Origin of the sequence: Streptomyces sp. NPDC017943, assembly GCF_044328425.1 — a bacterium.
GTDB lineage: Bacteria > Actinomycetota > Actinomycetes > Streptomycetales > Streptomycetaceae > Streptomyces > Streptomyces djakartensis_A.
In genome coordinates this window covers 85,680-102,020 of the sequence record NZ_JBIRHH010000013.1, presented here as the reverse complement: position 1 = coordinate 102,020, position 16,341 = coordinate 85,680, and the positions used below count along the sequence as shown (strand labels likewise).

18 protein-coding genes are annotated in these 16,341 nt (G+C 70.7%); 12 read left to right on the top strand and 6 right to left on the bottom strand.

Annotated features, from left to right (window positions below; genetic code table 11):
* The first annotated feature begins 225 nt into the window (after positions 1-225).
* The 7 genes from hemL to ccsB all read left to right on the top strand — a co-directional run bounded on the left by hemL (position 226) and on the right by ccsB (position 7,983).
* The gene (gene hemL, locus ACH4C6_RS31960; protein ID WP_398112146.1) at positions 226-1,542 is read left to right on the top strand and encodes a glutamate-1-semialdehyde 2,1-aminomutase; all 1,317 of its coding nucleotides are present in this window, start codon (positions 226-228) and stop codon (positions 1,540-1,542) included.
* Positions 1,539-2,252 (top strand): histidine phosphatase family protein, encoded by a 714-nt coding sequence (locus ACH4C6_RS31955; protein WP_398112145.1) that lies wholly within the window; start codon positions 1,539-1,541, stop codon positions 2,250-2,252. Before hemL ends, ACH4C6_RS31955 begins: the two co-directional genes overlap by 4 nt.
* 148 nt (positions 2,253-2,400) lie before the next feature.
* Positions 2,401-3,696, top strand: coding sequence for a polysaccharide deacetylase family protein (locus tag ACH4C6_RS31950; RefSeq protein WP_398112144.1), 1,296 nt, complete (start codon positions 2,401-2,403; stop codon positions 3,694-3,696).
* A 66-nt stretch (positions 3,697-3,762) separates the two neighbouring features.
* The gene (locus ACH4C6_RS31945; protein WP_398112143.1) at positions 3,763-4,392 is read left to right on the top strand and encodes a TlpA family protein disulfide reductase; all 630 of its coding nucleotides are present in this window, start codon (positions 3,763-3,765) and stop codon (positions 4,390-4,392) included.
* Between the two features lies 1 nt (position 4,393).
* Positions 4,394-5,167, top strand: a complete 774-nt coding sequence (locus ACH4C6_RS31940) for a cytochrome c biogenesis CcdA family protein (protein ID WP_398112142.1) — start codon at positions 4,394-4,396, stop codon at positions 5,165-5,167.
* Positions 5,168-5,170: 3 nt separating this feature from the next.
* A complete protein-coding gene (locus ACH4C6_RS31935; RefSeq protein WP_398112141.1) occupies positions 5,171-6,907 on the top strand; it encodes a cytochrome c biogenesis protein ResB in 1,737 nt (578 codons plus the stop codon).
* Complete coding sequence (gene ccsB, locus ACH4C6_RS31930) at positions 6,904-7,983, top strand: c-type cytochrome biogenesis protein CcsB (protein WP_398112140.1); 1,080 nt, start codon at positions 6,904-6,906, stop codon at positions 7,981-7,983. Before ACH4C6_RS31935 ends, ccsB begins: the two co-directional genes overlap by 4 nt.
* Before the next feature lie 82 nt (positions 7,984-8,065).
* On the opposite strand, the gene ACH4C6_RS31925 is transcribed toward ccsB, so the two are convergent.
* Positions 8,066-9,478 (bottom strand): condensation domain-containing protein, encoded by a 1,413-nt coding sequence (locus ACH4C6_RS31925; RefSeq protein ID WP_398112139.1) that lies wholly within the window; start codon positions 9,476-9,478, stop codon positions 8,066-8,068.
* Positions 9,479-9,776: 298 nt separating this feature from the next.
* Between ACH4C6_RS31925 and ACH4C6_RS31920 the strand changes: the two genes are divergently transcribed.
* On the top strand, positions 9,777-10,163 hold the full coding sequence (locus ACH4C6_RS31920; protein ID WP_398112138.1) for a DUF6281 family protein: 387 nt from the start codon (positions 9,777-9,779) through the stop codon (positions 10,161-10,163).
* 20 nt (positions 10,164-10,183) lie between these two features.
* On the opposite strand, the gene ACH4C6_RS31915 is transcribed toward ACH4C6_RS31920, so the two are convergent.
* The gene (locus tag ACH4C6_RS31915; protein ID WP_398112137.1) at positions 10,184-10,792 is read right to left on the bottom strand and encodes a hypothetical protein; all 609 of its coding nucleotides are present in this window, start codon (positions 10,790-10,792) and stop codon (positions 10,184-10,186) included.
* A 104-nt stretch (positions 10,793-10,896) separates the two neighbouring features.
* Here ACH4C6_RS31915 and ACH4C6_RS31910 point away from each other — a divergent pair, with 104 nt between their 5' ends.
* Both ACH4C6_RS31910 and ACH4C6_RS31905 read left to right on the top strand, forming a co-directional pair.
* Positions 10,897-11,835: a Scr1 family TA system antitoxin-like transcriptional regulator gene (locus tag ACH4C6_RS31910; protein ID WP_398112136.1), complete on the top strand. Its 939-nt coding sequence runs from the start codon at positions 10,897-10,899 to the stop codon at positions 11,833-11,835.
* On the top strand, positions 11,783-11,896 hold the full coding sequence (locus ACH4C6_RS31905; RefSeq protein ID WP_398112184.1) for a DUF397 domain-containing protein: 114 nt from the start codon (positions 11,783-11,785) through the stop codon (positions 11,894-11,896). The genes ACH4C6_RS31910 and ACH4C6_RS31905 overlap by 53 nt, the downstream gene beginning before the upstream one ends.
* 1 nt (position 11,897) lies before the next feature.
* On the opposite strand, the gene ACH4C6_RS31900 is transcribed toward ACH4C6_RS31905, so the two are convergent.
* The 3 genes from ACH4C6_RS31900 to ACH4C6_RS31890 all read right to left on the bottom strand — a co-directional run bounded on the left by ACH4C6_RS31900 (position 11,898) and on the right by ACH4C6_RS31890 (position 13,259).
* Positions 11,898-12,242: a hypothetical protein gene (locus tag ACH4C6_RS31900; RefSeq protein WP_398112135.1), complete on the bottom strand. Its 345-nt coding sequence runs from the start codon at positions 12,240-12,242 to the stop codon at positions 11,898-11,900.
* Complete coding sequence (locus ACH4C6_RS31895; protein WP_398112134.1) at positions 12,239-12,871, bottom strand: DUF6232 family protein; 633 nt, start codon at positions 12,869-12,871, stop codon at positions 12,239-12,241. The genes ACH4C6_RS31900 and ACH4C6_RS31895 overlap by 4 nt, the downstream gene beginning before the upstream one ends.
* Positions 12,872-12,938: 67 nt before the next feature.
* On the bottom strand, positions 12,939-13,259 hold the full coding sequence (locus tag ACH4C6_RS31890) for a PLD nuclease N-terminal domain-containing protein (protein WP_398112133.1): 321 nt from the start codon (positions 13,257-13,259) through the stop codon (positions 12,939-12,941).
* A 67-nt stretch (positions 13,260-13,326) separates the two neighbouring features.
* Here ACH4C6_RS31890 and ACH4C6_RS31885 point away from each other — a divergent pair, with 67 nt between their 5' ends.
* Entirely contained in the window at positions 13,327-14,778 is a 1,452-nt protein-coding gene (locus ACH4C6_RS31885) for a menaquinone biosynthesis decarboxylase (protein WP_398112132.1), read from the top strand.
* Complete coding sequence (mqnP, locus tag ACH4C6_RS31880; RefSeq protein ID WP_398112131.1) at positions 14,775-15,677, top strand: menaquinone biosynthesis prenyltransferase MqnP; 903 nt, start codon at positions 14,775-14,777, stop codon at positions 15,675-15,677. The genes ACH4C6_RS31885 and mqnP overlap by 4 nt, the downstream gene beginning before the upstream one ends.
* Here the strand turns inward: mqnP and ACH4C6_RS31875 are convergent.
* Positions 15,667-16,269 carry a rhomboid family intramembrane serine protease gene (locus ACH4C6_RS31875; RefSeq protein WP_398112130.1) on the bottom strand — a complete coding sequence of 201 codons (603 nt, stop codon included), beginning with the start codon at positions 16,267-16,269 and terminating at the stop codon, positions 15,667-15,669. The two genes, mqnP and ACH4C6_RS31875, sit on opposite strands and share 11 nt — an antisense overlap.
* Positions 16,270-16,341: the final 72 nt, after the last annotated feature.

The window sequence follows — 16,341 nt, the reverse complement described above, 5'->3', positions numbered from 1 at the left end:
GCACGCCGAAACGTGCGCTGAAACATCCGTCCGCGGGACCGTCGCAGCCTCTGACCACGCCGGGCCGTTCGAGCTGTGTGTATCAGGGACCAGTCTCGCAGACGCCGGGGCCCCCGGGACCGGGTTGTCCCACGCCCCGGCCCGCGGCCCCCCTGGCCTACCCTGAACAGGTCACTGGCACCCGGAGCCCGACAACGTCGGAGAAGGTCGGAGAAGTCGCAGGTCATGAGCGAACTCGCATATCCGTATGAAGCACCGGCCTCGCAGGCTCTGTTCGACCGCGCGGCGGCCGTCACGCCCGGCGGCGTGAACTCCCCGGTGCGGGCCTTCCGAGCCGTCGGCGGCACGCCGCGGTTCATGGTCTCCGGCACGGGCCCCTACCTGACCGACGCGGACGGGCGGGAGTACGTCGACCTCGTCTGCTCCTGGGGGCCCATGATCCTCGGGCACTCCCACCCCGAGGTGATCGCCGCCGTGCAGGACGCGGTCTCCCGCGGCACGTCCTTCGGCACGCCCGGCGAGGGCGAGGTCGCCCTGGCCGAGGAGATGGTCGCGCGCATCGCGCCGCTGGAGCAGGTGCGGCTGGTGTCCAGCGGCACCGAGGCGACCATGTCGGCGATCCGGCTCGCGCGCGGGTTCACCCGGCGCACCAAGGTGATCAAGTTCGCCGGGTGCTACCACGGGCACGTGGACTCGCTGCTCGCCGCGGCCGGCAGCGGCGTCGCCACCTTCGCGCTGCCCGACACGCCGGGCGTCACGGGCGCGCAGGCGGGCGACACGATCGTGCTGCCGTACAACGACCTCGACGCCGTGCGGGAGGCCTTCCGGGCCCACCCCGGCGAGATCGCCTGCGTGATCACCGAGGCGTCCCCGGGCAACATGGGCGTCGTCCCGCCCGCCGACGGCTTCAACCAGGGCCTGAAGGACGTCTGCGCCGAGAACGGCGCCCTGTACATCTCCGACGAGGTCATGACCGGTTTCCGGACCAGCCGCGCCGGGTGGTTCGGGGTCGACGGCGTCGTCCCGGACCTGATGACCTTCGGCAAGGTCATGGGCGGCGGCTTCCCCGCCGCGGCCTTCGGCGGCCGCGCGGACGTGATGGCCCACCTCGCCCCGGCCGGGCCCGTCTACCAGGCGGGCACGCTCTCCGGGAACCCGGTCGCGACCGCGGCCGGTCTCGCCCAGCTCCGCCTGCTGGACGACGCGGCGTACGCGAAGATCGACGCCGTCTCCCGGGAGATCCAGGGCCTGGTCACCGAGGCGCTCACCAAGGAGGGAGTCGCCCACCGGCTGCAGAGCGCCTCCAACATGTTCTCGGTGTTCTTCACCGACCGGCCGGTGCGCGACTACGACGACGCCAGGACCCAGGAGTCCTTCCGCTACACCGCCTTCTTCCACTCGCTGCTGGCAGCGGGCGTCTACCTGCCGCCGTCCTCCTTCGAGTCCTGGTTCGTGTCCACCGCGCACGACGAACGGGCCGTGCAGCGCATCGCCGACGTCCTTCCCGCGGCGGCCCGCGCGGCGGCGGAGGCGACGGCATGAGCGAGCGGACCGACAACGGAATGACCACCGAGACCGACGACGACCTCACCGTCGTGCACCTCATGCGGCACGGCGAGGTCGCCAACCCGGACGGCATCCTCTACGGGCGGCTGCCCGGCTACCACCTCTCCGACCTCGGCCGGCGCATGGCCGACCGGGTCGCCGAGCACCTGTCGGGCCGCGACGTGACCTACGTCGTCGCCTCGCCGCTGGAGCGGGCGCAGGAGACGGCCGAGCCGATCGCCAAGGCGCACGGGCTAAACCTGGCGACCGACGAGCGGCTGATCGAGGCCGAGAACATCTTCCAGGGCAAGACGTTCGGCGTCGGCGACGGTGCGCTGCGCAAGCCGAACAACTGGAAGCACCTGGTCAACCCGTTCCGGCCGTCCTGGGGCGAGCCGTACGTCGACCAGGTGGTGCGCATGATGAGCGCGCTGGGCGCCGCCAAGGACCGGGCCCGCGGGCACGAGGCGGTCGTGGTGAGCCACCAGCTGCCCATCTGGATCGTCCGGTCCTACGTCGAACGGCGGCGGCTGTGGCACGACCCGCGCCGGCGCCAGTGCACCCTCGCCTCCCTGACGACGTTCACGTACCGCGGCGACCGCATCGTCTCGGTCGGCTACTCGGAACCGGCCCGCGATCTGGTCCCGCCGCACCTGCGTGCCGGTGCCCGGCCGGTGAAGGGCCAGAGCAAGGGCGTCGGAGCGTAGGCACCGGACCACCGTCCGACCTTTTCGGATCGATTCCTGATCGTTTACGACTGTTTCGTTACGGAATCTGCGCATCTTGGCGGAACCTCCCTGTTCGTCACGGCCTCTGAGTGGGTGACCACCAGAGAACGTGACGATCGGGGATGCCATGCGCCCACTCACCCGCAGGGGAATGCTCGGACTCGGCGCGGGTGCCGCGGCCGCCGTCTCGATGGCCGGCTGCGGCGGCCTCACGGGGTCGGACGACGACGGCCGCACCGGCGGTTCCGGGGGCGGTGACCGCGCCCAGGGCCGCGCGAAGCCCAAGCCCGCCGCCCGGCCGATCGGCGACGGCTCCACCGCCTTCACCGGCCCCCAGCCCCACCAGCCGGGCAAGCCGCGGCCGCTGGAGCCGGGTCAGACCCCGCCGCAGTTCGTGGTGTTCTCCTGGGACGGCGCCGGCGAGGTCGGCAACGGTCTCTTCCCGCGCTTCCTGGACCTCGCCAAGGAGCACGGGGCGAGCATGACCTTCTTCCTGTCCGGGCTGTACCTGCTGCCCGAGTCGAAGAAGCGCCTGTACAACCCGCCGAACAACCCGCGCGGCGCCTCCGACATCGGCTACCTCACCGACGCCCACATCAAGGACACCCTGAAGAACGTCCGGCGCGCCTGGCTGGAGGGCCACGAGATCGGCACGCACTTCAACGGGCACTTCTGCGGCGAGTCCCACGGCTCGGTGAAGAACTGGACGCCGGCGCAGTGGCGCAGCGAGATCGACCAGGCGAAGTCCTTCGTCAAGGAGTGGCGCACCAACTCCGGCTGGACGGACCTGCCGTCGCTGCCGTTCGACTACGACAGGGAACTCGTCGGCGGCCGCACCCCCTGCCTGCTCGGCCAGGACAACCTGCTGCCCACCGCCCGCGAGCTGGGCTGGCGCTACGACGCCTCCTCGCCCGGCGGCCTCCAGGTCTGGCCGCGCAAGCGCCAGGGCATCTGGGACCTGCCCCTGCAGCAGATACCGTTCCCCGGCCGCGGCTTCGAGGTCCTGTCGATGGACTACAACATGCTGGCCAACCAGTCCCTCAACTCCACCAAGGCCCCCGCGCACAACTACCCGGGCTGGCGGAAGCAGTCGGCCCAGGCGTACATCCAGGGATTCAAGCGGGCATTCGAGACAAACCGGGCACCGCTGTTCATCGGCAACCACTTCGAGGAGTGGAACGGCGGCATCTACATGGACGCCGTCGAGGAGGCGCTCAAGCACATCGCACGGGAGAAGGAGAAGGGTGCGGATGTGCGTCTCGTCTCCTTCCGGCAGCTCGCCGACTGGCTCGACGTGCAAAAGCCCGAGGTGCTCGACCGGCTCCGCACGCTCGGCGTCGGGCAGCAGCCGGCCGGTGGCTGGCGGGAGTTCACCTCGCCGGCGTCCACGCCGAGCGGCAAGGCCTCGCAGAACGCCGCCTGAAATGCGGTTTTCCGCCCGCAAGGGGGGTGGGCGAGAGCCTCTGAACGGGCATGCGAAACTTTTCACATGAGTGCCGCCAGCCGTGCCCCCCTGGGCTCGAACCGCGCCCGCCGTGTCCGCCGTAACGCCGCGCTGACCGCCGGTCTCGCCGCGACCGCGCTGCTCGTGACCGCGTGCGGCTCCGGCGGCACCTCCGGCGGGGGCGGCAACACCAACTTCGTCACCGGCACCGACGGCATCGCCACGGTCGCCCGGGGCGAGCGCGCCCAGGCGCCCGACCTGTCCGGCAAGACCATCGCCGGCAAGACGCTCGACGTCGCCGACTACCAGGGCAAGGTCGTCGTCCTCAACGTGTGGGGCTCCTGGTGCAACCCCTGCCGGGCCGAGGCCAAGAACTTCGCGAAGGTCTCCAAGGCCTACTCCGGCAAGGGCGTGCAGTTCGTCGGCATCAACACGCGGGACACCTCCACCGGTGCCGCCCTCGCCTTCGAGAAGGACTGGGGCATCACCTACCCCAGCCTCTACGACCCCACCGGCAGGCTGCTGCTGCGCTTCAAGAAGGGCACGCTCAACCCGCAGGCCATCCCCTCCACGCTCGTCCTGGACCGGGACGGCAGGATCGCGGCCCGCTCGCTGTCCGCGCTCAGCGAGGAACGCCTGCGGAAGATGCTCGAGCCGGTCGTCGCGGAGAAGTGACGTGAGCGCCGTCACCACGCTCGCCGCGGTCGCCGACCCCAACGGCACGGTGCTCAACGGCGCCCTGCTCGTGGCCCTGCCCATCGCCTTGCTCGGCGGCCTGGTCTCCTTCTTCTCGCCGTGCGTGCTGCCCCTGGTGCCCGGCTACCTGTCCTACGTCACCGGGGTCAGCGGTACCGACCTGGCCGAGGCCCGGCGGGGGCGCATGGTCGCCGGGGCCTCGCTGTTCGTCCTGGGCTTCACCGCCGTCTTCGTCTCCAGCGGGGCATTCTTCGGCTACTTCGGCCAGACGCTCCAGGAACAGCGGGGCGTGCTGTCCAAGGTGCTGGGCGTCTTCATGATCCTCATGGGCGTCTTCTTCATGGGTCTCATGCCTTGGCTCACCCAGCGCGAGTTCCGCTTCCACCGCAAGCCGGCCGCCGGACTGGCCGGTGCGCCCGTGCTCGGTGCCCTGTTCGGCATCGGCTGGACCCCCTGCATCGGCCCGACCCTGGCCGCCGTCCAGACCCTGGCGTTGAGCCAGGGCAGCGCCGGTCGCGGGGCGGTGCTGACCGTCGCGTACTGTCTGGGCCTGGGCGTGCCCTTCGTGCTCGCCGCGGTCGCCTTCCGCAAGGCCCTGGGGGCCTTCGGCTGGATCAAGCGCCACTACGTCTGGGTGATGCGGATCGGCGGCACCATGATGATCGTGACCGGTCTGTTGCTGCTGACCGGCGCGTGGGACCGCATCGTGCAGGAGATGCAGGTCTGGTCCGACGGCTTCACTGTGGGGATCTGATCCATGAGCAAGACCACCGCCTCCGACCCGGCCCCCTCCGCCGCCGAGGACCAGGACCTGGGGGCCGCCGGCTCCCAGCTGTCCACCGCCCCCAAGGAGGAGGCGCCGCACCTCCCCGCCCTGGGCGTCATCGGCTGGGCCCGCTGGTTCTGGCGGCAGCTCACCTCGATGCGGGTCGCGCTGCTGCTGCTCCTGCTGCTCTCCCTCGGCGCGATCCCCGGCTCGCTGATCCCGCAGACCGGCCAGGACGAGACGAAGGTCGCCGACTTCCGCGAAGCGCACCCCACCCTGTCGGACGTGTACGACAAGCTCGGCATGTTCCACGTGTACAGCTCGGTGTGGTTCTCCGCGATCTACATCCTGCTGTTCGTCTCCCTCATCGGCTGCATCGTGCCCCGCACCTGGCAGTTCGTGGGCCAGCTGCGCGGCCGCCCGCCGGGCGCCCCCAGGCGGCTGACCCGGCTGCCCGCGCACACCACCTGGCGCACCACGGCCGAACCCGAGCAGGTCCGCGAGGCGGCCCTCGCCCTGCTGAAGAAGCGCCGCTTCCGCGCCCACCTCGCCGGTGACGCCGTCGCCGCCGAGAAGGGCTACCTGCGCGAGGTGGGCAACCTCGCCTTCCACATCGCCCTGATCGTCATGCTGGTCGCCTTCGCCTGGGGCCAGCTGTACAAGTCGGAGGGCAACAAGCTGATCGTCGAGGGCCAGGGCTTCTCCAACACCCTCACCCAGTACGACGACTTCAAGTCGGGCAGCCTCTTCAGCTCCGACGACCTGGTGCCCTTCAGCTTCCACCTGAAGAAGTTCACCGGCACCTACGAGCGCACCGGCCCCAACAAGGGCACCCCGCGCGTCTACCAGGCCGACCTGACCTACAGCTCGGGCGCCTACGGCGAGGAGCGGAAGACCACCGTCGAGGTGAACCACCCGCTGGAGATCGGCGACTCCAAGGTCTACCTCGTCAGCCACGGCTACGCCCCCGTCATCACGGTCCGCGACGGCAAGGGCAAGGTGGTCTTCGACGACGCCGTGCCGCTGCTGCCGCTGGACGCGAACGTCACCTCCTCCGGTGTCGTCAAGGTCCTCGACGGCTACCGCAACCCGCAGGGCGAGAAGGAGCAGCTCGGCTTCAACGCGTTCTTCGTGCCGACGTTCGGCGGGGCCGCCAGCGGCACGATGCTGTCGCAGTTCCCCGCGCTGGACTACCCGGTGCTCGCGCTGTCCGCCTACCACGGCGACCTGGGAACCGACTCGGGCATCCCGCAGAGCGTGTACCAGATGGACAAGAAGAACATGAAGGAGTTCAAGGACTCCAAGGGCAAGCTGTTCAAGAAGCTGCTGCGGCCCGGCGAGACCATGAAGCTCCCGAACGGCGCCGGTTCGGTCACCGTCGGCAAGGACGTCAAGGAGTGGGCCGGCTTCCAGGTCGTGCAGCAGCCCGGCAGCGGCTGGGCCCTCGCCGGTGCCCTCGCCGCGATCGGCGGCCTGGCGGCCTCCCTGTTCATCCAGCGCCGCCGCGTCTGGGTGCGCGCGGTCCGCGGCGCCGACGGCGTCACGGTCGTCGAGATGGCCGGCCTCGGCCGCAGCGAGTCCGCCAAGGTCCCCGAGGAACTGGGCGACCTCGCCGGCGAGCTCTACGAGCAGGCCCCGGGCGCGCCCGGCCCCGCAGATTCCCCCGGCCCCGCTCAGGAGCCGGGCACCGAAAACCCCGTACCCGCCGAAGGGGCTGAGCAGCAGTGACTCTCGCCGCCGCCACCAACGAAAACCTCGCGGAGATCAGCAACGTGCTGATCTACTCCTCGATGGCCGTCTACACCCTGGCCTTCTTCGCGTACATCGCGGAGTGGCTCTTCGGCAGCCGCAGCAAGGTCGCCCGCACGGCCGCCGCGCTGACGGCGGACCCGGCGGCGGGGAAGGCGCCGGCCGTCACGGTCAAGAAGGCCGGCGGCACCACCGTGCTGGAGCGGCCGAAGGTCACCGTGCGGGCCGCCGCGGGGCAGCGGGACGTGCCGGACGGGCCCGGGGCGCACGGCGGCGACGAGCAGGGCGACCTGTACGGCCGCATCGCCATCTCCCTGACGGCGCTGGCGTTCCTGATCGAGCTGGGCGGCGTCGTCACCCGCGCGGCCTCGGTGGAGCGGGCGCCGTGGGGCAACATGTACGAGTTCAACATCACGTTCTCCACGGTCGCGGTCGGCGTCTACCTCGGACTGCTGGCGCTGAAGCAGAACGTGCGCTGGCTCGGCCTGTTCCTGATCACGGCGGTCCTGCTGGACCTGGGCCTGGCCGTCACGGTCCTCTACACCGCCAGCGACCAGCTCGTCCCGGCGCTGCACTCCTACTGGCTGTACATCCACGTCTCCACGGCGATCTTCTGCGGCGCGGTCTTCTACGTGGGCGCGATGGCCACGATCCTGTACCTGTTCAAGGACTCCTACGAGACCAAGCTGGCGGGCGGCGGCAGGCCGGGCATCTTCGCGACCTCGGTCCTGGAGCGGCTGCCCTCCGCCGCCTCCCTCGACAAGTTCTCCTACCGGGTGAACGCGGCCGTCTTCCCGCTGTGGACGTTCACGATCATCGCGGGGGCCATCTGGGCCGGCGACGCCTGGGGCCGCTACTGGGGCTGGGACCCCAAGGAGACCTGGTCGTTCATCACCTGGGTCGCCTACGCCGGCTACCTGCACGCCCGCGCCACGGCCGGCTGGAAGGGCCGCAAGGCCGCCTACCTGGCCCTGATCGCCTTCGGCTGCTGGCTCTTCAACTACTACGGCGTCAACATCTTCGTCTCCGGCAAGCACTCCTACGCGGGCGTCTGAGCCCCGCACCGGCGAAGGCCGGTTCCCGTGCCACCGGCAGCGGGAACCGGCCTTCGCCGTACGCGCGGCGCCGGGCGGACCCTCACCGCCCGGGGCGCGGGGCGTGGTCCGCGACGGAGACGACGATGTCGCGCAGCCGGTCGGTGTACAGCCGCAGGTTCTTGTGGGCCACGTCCGTGTCGGGGTAGCGGGCCGCGAACCACAGGCCCTCGTGGAGGCGGGTGAGCCAGGCGCAGACCTGGTCGCCGTAGGAGACCCGGATCAGGCCGTAGGCGTTGCGCTCGGCCCAGAGCGTGGAGTCGGGGGTGTCGCGGGCGTCGGCGAAGGACACGATGGAGTACATGTCCGGGGAGGTGGGCCGGAAGTCCGCGCCGAGCAGCCGCAGCACCCGGGCGAGCGGCATGCGGGCCAGCGGCCGGGTGGCGTGCAGGGCGGCCCGGACGGTCTTCAGCACGTCGGGGAAGTCGGGCGTCCCGGCGACGGGCACCTCGATGGGCGCGCCGCCGACGTACCAGCCCACGGAGTCCGAGTAGGCGGACTTCGCCCGGGTGTGGAAGGGCACCACCGTGCGGTAGACGGGCTCGCCGCCGATCTCGTGGACGATCAGGGCCGTCGCCGCGAGGATGCCGACGAGGGAGCCGCCGTAGGGACGGCAGTACGCCTCGAACGCGGCGGCCGTCTCCGCGTCCACGAGCATCTCGCGCATCAGCTTCTGGGCCGGCAGCCCGCCCCCGGGCTCCAGCCCGAGGTCGACCGGGAAGCTCGGCAGCCGCCCGTCGCAACGCCGGATGAACTCCCGCCAGCGGGCGACGATCTCGTGGTCCGCATCGATGCTGTCGGCGTTCGCCCGCTCGGCCTCGCAGAAGTCGACGTAGCTGCTCACGGGCGGCTGCGGCGGGGCGTGGCCGGCCAGGTGGGCGGCGTACAGTTCGTGGACCTCGGCGGGGATGCGGTAGATGGAGAAGGCGTCGACGTTGCTGTGGTCGAAGGCCATGTAGACGCTGGTGGAGTCGTCCCGGACGACGGCCGTGTAGATGAGGTTGGGCCAGCGCAGCGCGTCCGCCGTGGTGTCGAAGCGGTCTTGGAGGTGCTGTGCCAGGTCCGCCGGGTCGGTGAACTCCCCGGCGTCCTCGCGGTGCAGGGCCACGGCGTCGGCGTCGAGGGTGAAGCGGCGCAGCGAGTCCCCGGGGCCGCCCGCCCAGCGGAAGCCGCTGCGCAGCGTCTCGTGCCGCAGCGTCCAGTCGCGCAGCGCCTCGCCGAGCGCGTCCAGGTCGGCCCGGCCGGGCAGGTCGAAGGCCGCGCCGATCCAGGTCGGCACGAACAGGCCGTCCTCGCGCACGGTCCGTGCCGTGCGCAGGTGGGACTCCTGGATGTAGGCGGGCGGCCGGGAGTCCTCCGGCAGGGCCTTGGCCGTCGCGACGGTCGCCGGACTGAGCGTCCATTCGACGAGCCGTCCGGGCCGGACGTCGCAACGCTGGATGTCACTCATTCGCACGGGGCGTCTCCGTTCGCAGTTGGGACAGACCCGACCAAGGGAATGCCGACGAAGCCACCGCTCACACCGGGTGTCGCCCCTTTTCAATGGAACGGATGGCACCTCGAACGGCGATACGGGCTCCGAGCGGGGTGCGACGTTGACGGATCGGCCCATTCCTCCGATCAGCGGCCCGGTGCGCGCCGCCCGCTTGGCGATCGCAACGGCGCGCCCGGAGGCCGAACGTTCCCGGTCCCTGCCGCGTCCTCGTTGCGTCGGCCGCAACGGAGGAGCGCAGGCTTCAGGAGGAGACGCACCCATGAAGACACCACTGCTGTCGTGGGCCCTGGCCGCGGTCGCCGCCCTGTCCGCGGCCTGCGCGCCGTCCCCGGAGAGCGGCGCGCAGGCCGAGGCGTCCTGCGCGTACGTCGTCGACTACGACGGTCGCCGGTACGTCGACCGCGTGGCGACCGACGTGCCGGTGGGGCAGCGGCTCGGCACCGCGACCCGCCCGGTGTGCGACGACACCCCGGGTGACGGCGACGACGGGGAGGGCCCGGCCCCGGTGACGGCCTTCGCCGTGCGGGGCGTGGACCCCGCCGTCGCCGTCGCGGTGGCCGAGGAGCCCGGCGCGTACCGCCTCGTCGTCGCCGACTCCGGCGAGCAACTCCCGCCTCGGCTGAGCAGGTTGCTCGAAAGACCCTGACGGGCCGCGGCCCCCGGGTGTCAGCGCTGCCGCTCCAGCACCGCGTAGTCGGCGAAGCAGCGGCGGTACCGCAGGTGGCGGGTCTCCTGGGTGTGCCTGCGCTGCCACTCCTCGACCTCGGCCGGTGCCGAGCGGACCCCGGAGCCCGCCCCGCAGTCCGCCTCCTCGCCCGAGACGCAGCGCGCCTCGTACTCGGGCAGGGCGGACGGGTCCTGCACGATCGTGTACGGCACGTACCGGAACACCCGCCGGCCTGCCGACGCCTCCCCGCCGTGCTCCTCGCGCTGGTGCTGGCGCAGCAGCACGTTGGCGTCCGTCACCGCGCTGCCGTCGAAGGCGGCCCGCGCCCGGTCCCGCCGCAGGGCGAGTTCCTCGCACACCGCGCACCCCCGCACCGGCAGCGGAGGCCGTGCCGGGTCGACCGACAGCCCGTCCCTGGAACGGTCGTTGACGGCCCGCACTCCCGCACTCAGTCGCTCGTCCGGCGTCGCCGGCCTGATGCTCCCCGGATCCGCCTGCCACTCACGGCCGCCGCCGACCGGGCGCAGCATCACATACGGGCCGGTCCTGTCCTGGTACTCGCCGACCCTGTTCGTCCGCGGGTCGTAGACGAGCGTTCCCGGTTCCATTCCGTGCACCTCCGTCACTCTGGGTGTATCGAGCGTCGCGCAGGGGAACGGTCCGCTTCAATGCTTGGCGTGTGACACCGGAGCACTGTCACGAAGGGGGAGCGGTGAGCCGACAGAACGGCGGGGCGAGCACGGCGGCGGTGTTCGGGGAGGTGCTGCGGCATTTCCGCGAGGCGGCGCTGCTCACCCAGGAGGGGTTGGCACGGCAGATCCCTTGCGACCGTTCCCATGTGGCGCGGGTCGAGGGCGGTACGAGGGTTCCGCAGGACACGTTCGCCAAGGCGTGTGACGAACTGCTGGGCACGGGTGGGGTGTTGGCGCGGCTGTGGACGAAGATCGACTGGTATCCGCAGGTGGAGCACCCCGACTGGTTCCGCCGCCGCGCCGAGATGGATGAGGAGGCGGTGACCCTTCGGGAGTACCAAGAACGAGTGATCCCGGGGTTGTTGCAGACCGCGTCCTACACCCGGGCGCTGTCCTCGCGCTATGTCAGCGGCTTGGAGCTGGAGGAACGCGTGCGGGCCCGACTGAGCCGACAGCAGCGCTTTCTCGCCGATGGCGGTCCGCTGTACGTCGTCGTTCTCGACGAGAGCTGTCTGCGCAACGTGGTCGGCGGTCCGGCTGTCATGCGAGAGCAGTGCGCCCACCTGCTCCACGTCGCGCGGCGTCCCAACATCCGCATCCAGGTCGCCCCCGCCGGGCCCGCAGAGATCGTCCGCCCCAGCGGCTCCATGTCCCTGATCACGCTGCCCGAAGGACGCCACTGGCTGTATTCGGAGTCGCTCAACCGTGGCCACTTCACGAACGATCCAGCCCTCTACGAGCGCTATAACCAGTTCTATGATGTGCTCAGGGCGGACGCCCTGTCAGCTCCCGAGTCCGCCGCTCTGATCCACCAGACGATGGAAAGGTACGAGCATCATGGACCGGAACGAGCTCACCTGGGTCAAGAGCAGCTACAGCGACGGCAACGGCGGCAACTGCATCGAAATAGCCCCCGGTTTCCCCGAAACCGTCCCCGTGCGCGACAGCAAGAACCCTGACGGACCGGTCCTGGTCGTAGGCCGGTCCGCCTGGTCCGCGTTCCTCGGTTCCGTGCGCTGACCTACTGCCCGCCCAGCATCTGCAGGATTCGGTTGGCTGCCTCCGCGACCGGTTGGCCCACCGCCCCGACGGCCGCGGCGATCGCGGCGACGGCCAGCAGCGCGCGGTGCCGCTCCTGCGGGGGTGCGGCGTCGGCGGCGAGGACCGGCAGCGACTCGTCGATGAGCTGCACGCTCGGCTGCGGCAGCTGGTCGCGCAACTCCCTGACCTCACGGATCAGTTCGGCGAGGGCCAGCCGCAGCGCGGGGTCCGTGTCGCCCGCGCCGCCGTTCTTCACGATGCCCGTGTTGCCGCTGCCGCCGTGCATGTTGACGTTGTCGCCGTAGTAGTAGCTGTTGCCGCTCATGCCGCGATCCCCGTGTTTCCGCTGCCGCCGTACATGTTCACGCTGTCGCCGAAGTGGTAGTTCGTGGGTGAGTTGATCGTCAGGCGCTCCACCGTCACCTGGAACTCCGTGTCGGGGTTCTCCAGTGCTCCCGAGACATAGCCCACGAGCCGGTCCAGGTGCTGTGGGTCGGAGCTGGTCACCATCGCGGTGGAGGGGCCGGCCGTCTCGATGGCGAGGACGTAGTGCGAGGGGGCGGTGGCGACGGAGAGCATCTCCACGAAGAAGTAGATCAGCGCCGCGCCCGAGCAGATCCATACGAAGATGATCAGCCCGCCGCCGCCGGACCCCTCACTCTCGTACGGGCCGCCGGAGCTGTTCGCGAGGGAGATCAGGCCGCCGATGACCGACAGGCCGATGGCCACGGCCAGGATGATCCCGGCGCGTTTCAGGAAGCGGAAGACCGCCTCCTTGCGCTTCGGGCGCAGGGTGAAGGTGTACACCCGGGCGATGTTGCGCAGGGGGTACGCGGCCGTGCCGACCCATAACAGACGTTTGTGGACGCGTAGTTCGAGGTCCGTCATGGCGCGCGGCGGCTTGGCAGGTAGAGGCGGTACGTCGAACTGCCCCGGTGGCTGCTGTGTCTCCATGGACACCATTGGCGACCATGTGCTTACCCAGGGCAAGTGGTTTCACGCGACCGGTGAGGCCGGTCGCTCAGGACTCGTCCGGGCGCCTGGGGTCGTCGTCCTTCTTCTTGTCCTCGTCGAGGGACTTCAGGAAGTCGGGGTTGTCGTCGGGGGCGACCCACTGGCGCGAGCGGCCCGCGCGGGCGCCGGACCAGCCGTCGGCGGCGGGGCTGCGCCTCTTGCCGGCGATCAGCCAGGAGATCGAGCCGACGAGCGGGAACAGGAGCACCAGGATCGCCCACAGCGGCTTGGGCATGTGGCGGATGTCGTCGTCCTTGGTGCTGATGCAGTCGATGAACGCGTACACACTCAGCGCCAGCGGCACGAGGAACATCAGTACCCGGAGCATGCGCGGCCTCTCAGCAAAGCGGTGGGTGGTTCCAGGCCAGCGTAGCCGCTCGGGGATACTGGACCCCATGGCTTACGACGATCTTCGCTCCCTGCTCAGGGCGCTGGAGCGCGAGGGCGACCTCAAGCGCATCAAGGCCGAGGTGGACCCGTACCTGGAGGTCGGGGAGATCGTCGACCGGGTGCAGAAGTCCGGCGGCCCGGCGCTGCTCTTCGAGAACGTGCGCGGGTCGAGCATGCCGCTCGCGATGAACGTGTTCGGCACGGACCGCCGGCTGCTGAAGGCCCTGGGCCTGAAGTCGTACGCGGAGATCTCCGAGCGGATCGGCGGGCTGCTCAAGCCCGAGCTGCCGCACGGGTTCGTCGGCGTGCGCGAGGCCTTCGGCAAGCTCGGCGCGATGACACACGTGCCGCCGAAGAAGGTGAAGGACGGGCCCGTGCAGGAGGTCGTCCTGACCGGGGACGACGTGGACCTGGACCTCCTCCCGGCGCTGTTCACGTGGCCCAAGGACGGCGGCTCCTTCTTCAACCTGGGGCTCACCCACACCAAGGACCCGGAGAGCGGCGTCCGCAATCTCGGGCTGTACCGGCTCCAGCGGCACGACAAGCGCACCATCGGCATGCACTGGCAGATCCACAAGGACAGCCGCAACCACTACCAGGTGGCGGCGCGCCGGGGCGAGCGGCTGCCGGTCGCCATCGCCTTCGGCTGCCCGCCCGCCGTGACGTACGCCTCCACCGCGCCGCTGCCCGGGGACATCGACGAGTACCTGTTCGCCGGGTTCCTCGCAGGCAAGCGGATCGAGATGGTCGACTGCAAGACCGTCCCGCTCCAGGTGCCGGCCCAGGCGGAGGTCGTGATCGAGGGCTGGCTGGAGCCGGGCGAGATGCTGCCCGAGGGGCCCTTCGGCGACCACACCGGCTTCTACACGCCGCAGGAGCCGTTCCCGGCGCTGACGATCGACTGCGTCACGATGCGCAAGCGGCCCCTGCTCCAGTCGATCGTCGTGGGCCGGCCGCCGACGGAGGACGGGCCGCTGGGCCGGGCGACGGAACGCTTCTTCCTGCCGCTGCTGAAGATCATCGTGCCGGACATCGTGGACTACCACCTGCCCGAGGCGGGCGGCTTCCACAACTGCGCGATCGTCTCGATCGACAAGAAGTACCCCAAGCACGCCCAGAAGGTGATGCACGCCGTCTGGGGCGCGCACATGATGTCTCTGACCAAGCTGATCGTGGTCGTGGACTCCGACTGCGACGTGCACGACCTGCACGAGGTGGCCTGGCGGGCGCTCGGCAACACGGACTACGCCCGTGACCTGAGCATCGTCGAGGGCCCGGTCGACCATCTGGACCACGCCTCCTACCAGCAGTTCTGGGGCGGCAAGGCAGGCATCGACGCGACGAGGAAGTGGCCCGAGGAGGGCTACACGCGCGACGGCGGCTGGCCGGACATGGTCGAGTCGGACCCGGAGACGGCGGCGAAGGTGGACCGCCGCTGGAAGGAGTACGGACTGTGACCTCCGCTTCCGCCGCGATCCCGCAGCCGGGACGCACCAAGGCCTTCCTGCGGCTGGTGATGATCGAGCACTCGGTCTTCGCGCTGCCCTTCGCCTACATCGCCGCGCTCACGGCGATGTACGAGTGGGACGGGAACATCCACTGGGTCAGGCTGCTGCTCGTCACGGTCTGCATGGTCGGTCTGCGGACCTTCGCGATGGCCGTCAACCGGATCATCGACCGGGAGATCGACGCGCGGAACCCGCGCACCGCCCAGCGCGAGCTGGTGACCGGCGCCATGTCCGTCCGGCACGCCTGGACGGGCGCGCTGATCGCCCTGGCCGTGTTCCTGGGCGCGGCGGCCCTGCTGAACCCGCTCTGCCTGGCCCTGGCCCCCATCGCCGTGGTCCCGATGGTGGTCTATCCCTACGGCAAGCGGTTCACGAACTTCCCGCAGGCCATCCTCGGTCTGGCCCAGGCGATGGGCCCGATCGGCGGCTGGCTGGCCATCTCGGGCTCCTGGTCCTGGGACGCGGTGATCCTCGGTCTCGCCGTCGGCATCTGGATCGGCGGCTTCGACCTGATCTACGCCTGCCAGGACGTGGAGACCGACCGGGAGATCGGCGTCAGGTCCGTCCCGGCGCGCTTCGGCATCCCCGCGGCCATTCGGGGCGCGCGGGTCTGCCACGCCGTGACGACGGGCCTGTTCGTCTGGTACGGCCTGGCCACCGGCGCGGGCGCCTTCTTCTGGCTGGGCCTGCTGATCGTCGCCGGCGCGTTCGTCTACGAGCACTCCATCGTCCGGCCGCACGACCTGTCCCGGCTGAACCGGGCGTTCTTCAGCGTCAACGGCTTCATCGGGATCGCCCTGTTCGTGTGCGCGCTGCTCGACCTGCTGGTGCGCGGCCTCACCGTGTGAGCACGGGCGGCGCGGGGCGGCGGCGCAGCACGAACGCCGCCGCCACGCCCGCCAGCAGGCCCAGCAGATGGCCCTGCCAGCTGACGCCCGTCTGCGTCGGGGCCAGGCCCGCCAGGATCGAGCCGCCCCACACGGCGGCGATCAGGACACCGGCGAGGATGCCCAGCGGGCGGCGCTCCACGAAGCCGCTGACCAGCAGGAAGCCGAACAGGCCGAAGATCAGGCCGGAGGCGCCCGCCGTGTTGGTGCGGTCCGGGGAGATCAGCCACACGCCCAGGCCGTCGGCGACGACGACCAGCGCGCAGACCAGCAGGAAGCGGCGGATCCCAAAGAGCGCGGCCAGGAAGCCCAGCACCAGCAGCGGCAGGGTGTTCGCCGCGAGATGCGCGAAGCCGAAATGGACGAACGCCGACGGGACGACGTCGACCAGCTCCGATGGCTCGCGGGGCGTGACGCCGAAGCGGTCCAGGGCGTGGCCCGTGACCGCGTCCACCGCTTCCAGCAGCCACAACAGCGCGATCCAGGCCAGCATCAGCTTGCCCGCGGCCAGCGCGCGGTCGCCGCTGGACCACCCAGCTCCGGCATCCGGCATGGCGACCCCCAGTGCTCGCTCGTCCCCTCCGTGCAACGGCCCACCCCCCTGGGCCGGTTCCCACCTGCCGAC

Coding starts and splice junctions, on each gene's coding strand:
- hemL (WP_398112146.1), top strand. CDS start 226: ATGAGCGAACTCGCATATCCGTATGAAGCACCGGCCTCGCAGGCTCTG.
- ACH4C6_RS31955 (WP_398112145.1), top strand. CDS start 1,539: ATGAGCGAGCGGACCGACAACGGAATGACCACCGAGACCGACGACGAC.
- ACH4C6_RS31950 (WP_398112144.1), top strand. CDS start 2,401: ATGCGCCCACTCACCCGCAGGGGAATGCTCGGACTCGGCGCGGGTGCC.
- ACH4C6_RS31945 (WP_398112143.1), top strand. CDS start 3,763: ATGAGTGCCGCCAGCCGTGCCCCCCTGGGCTCGAACCGCGCCCGCCGT.
- ACH4C6_RS31935 (WP_398112141.1), top strand. CDS start 5,171: ATGAGCAAGACCACCGCCTCCGACCCGGCCCCCTCCGCCGCCGAGGAC.
- ACH4C6_RS31920 (WP_398112138.1), top strand. CDS start 9,777: ATGAAGACACCACTGCTGTCGTGGGCCCTGGCCGCGGTCGCCGCCCTG.
- ACH4C6_RS31915 (WP_398112137.1), bottom strand. CDS start 10,792: ATGGAACCGGGAACGCTCGTCTACGACCCGCGGACGAACAGGGTCGGC.
- ACH4C6_RS31900 (WP_398112135.1), bottom strand. CDS start 12,242: ATGAGCGGCAACAGCTACTACTACGGCGACAACGTCAACATGCACGGC.
- ACH4C6_RS31895 (WP_398112134.1), bottom strand. CDS start 12,871: ATGGAGACACAGCAGCCACCGGGGCAGTTCGACGTACCGCCTCTACCT.
- ACH4C6_RS31890 (WP_398112133.1), bottom strand. CDS start 13,259: ATGCTCCGGGTACTGATGTTCCTCGTGCCGCTGGCGCTGAGTGTGTAC.
- ACH4C6_RS31885 (WP_398112132.1), top strand. CDS start 13,327: ATGGCTTACGACGATCTTCGCTCCCTGCTCAGGGCGCTGGAGCGCGAG.
- ACH4C6_RS31875 (WP_398112130.1), bottom strand. CDS start 16,269: ATGCCGGATGCCGGAGCTGGGTGGTCCAGCGGCGACCGCGCGCTGGCC.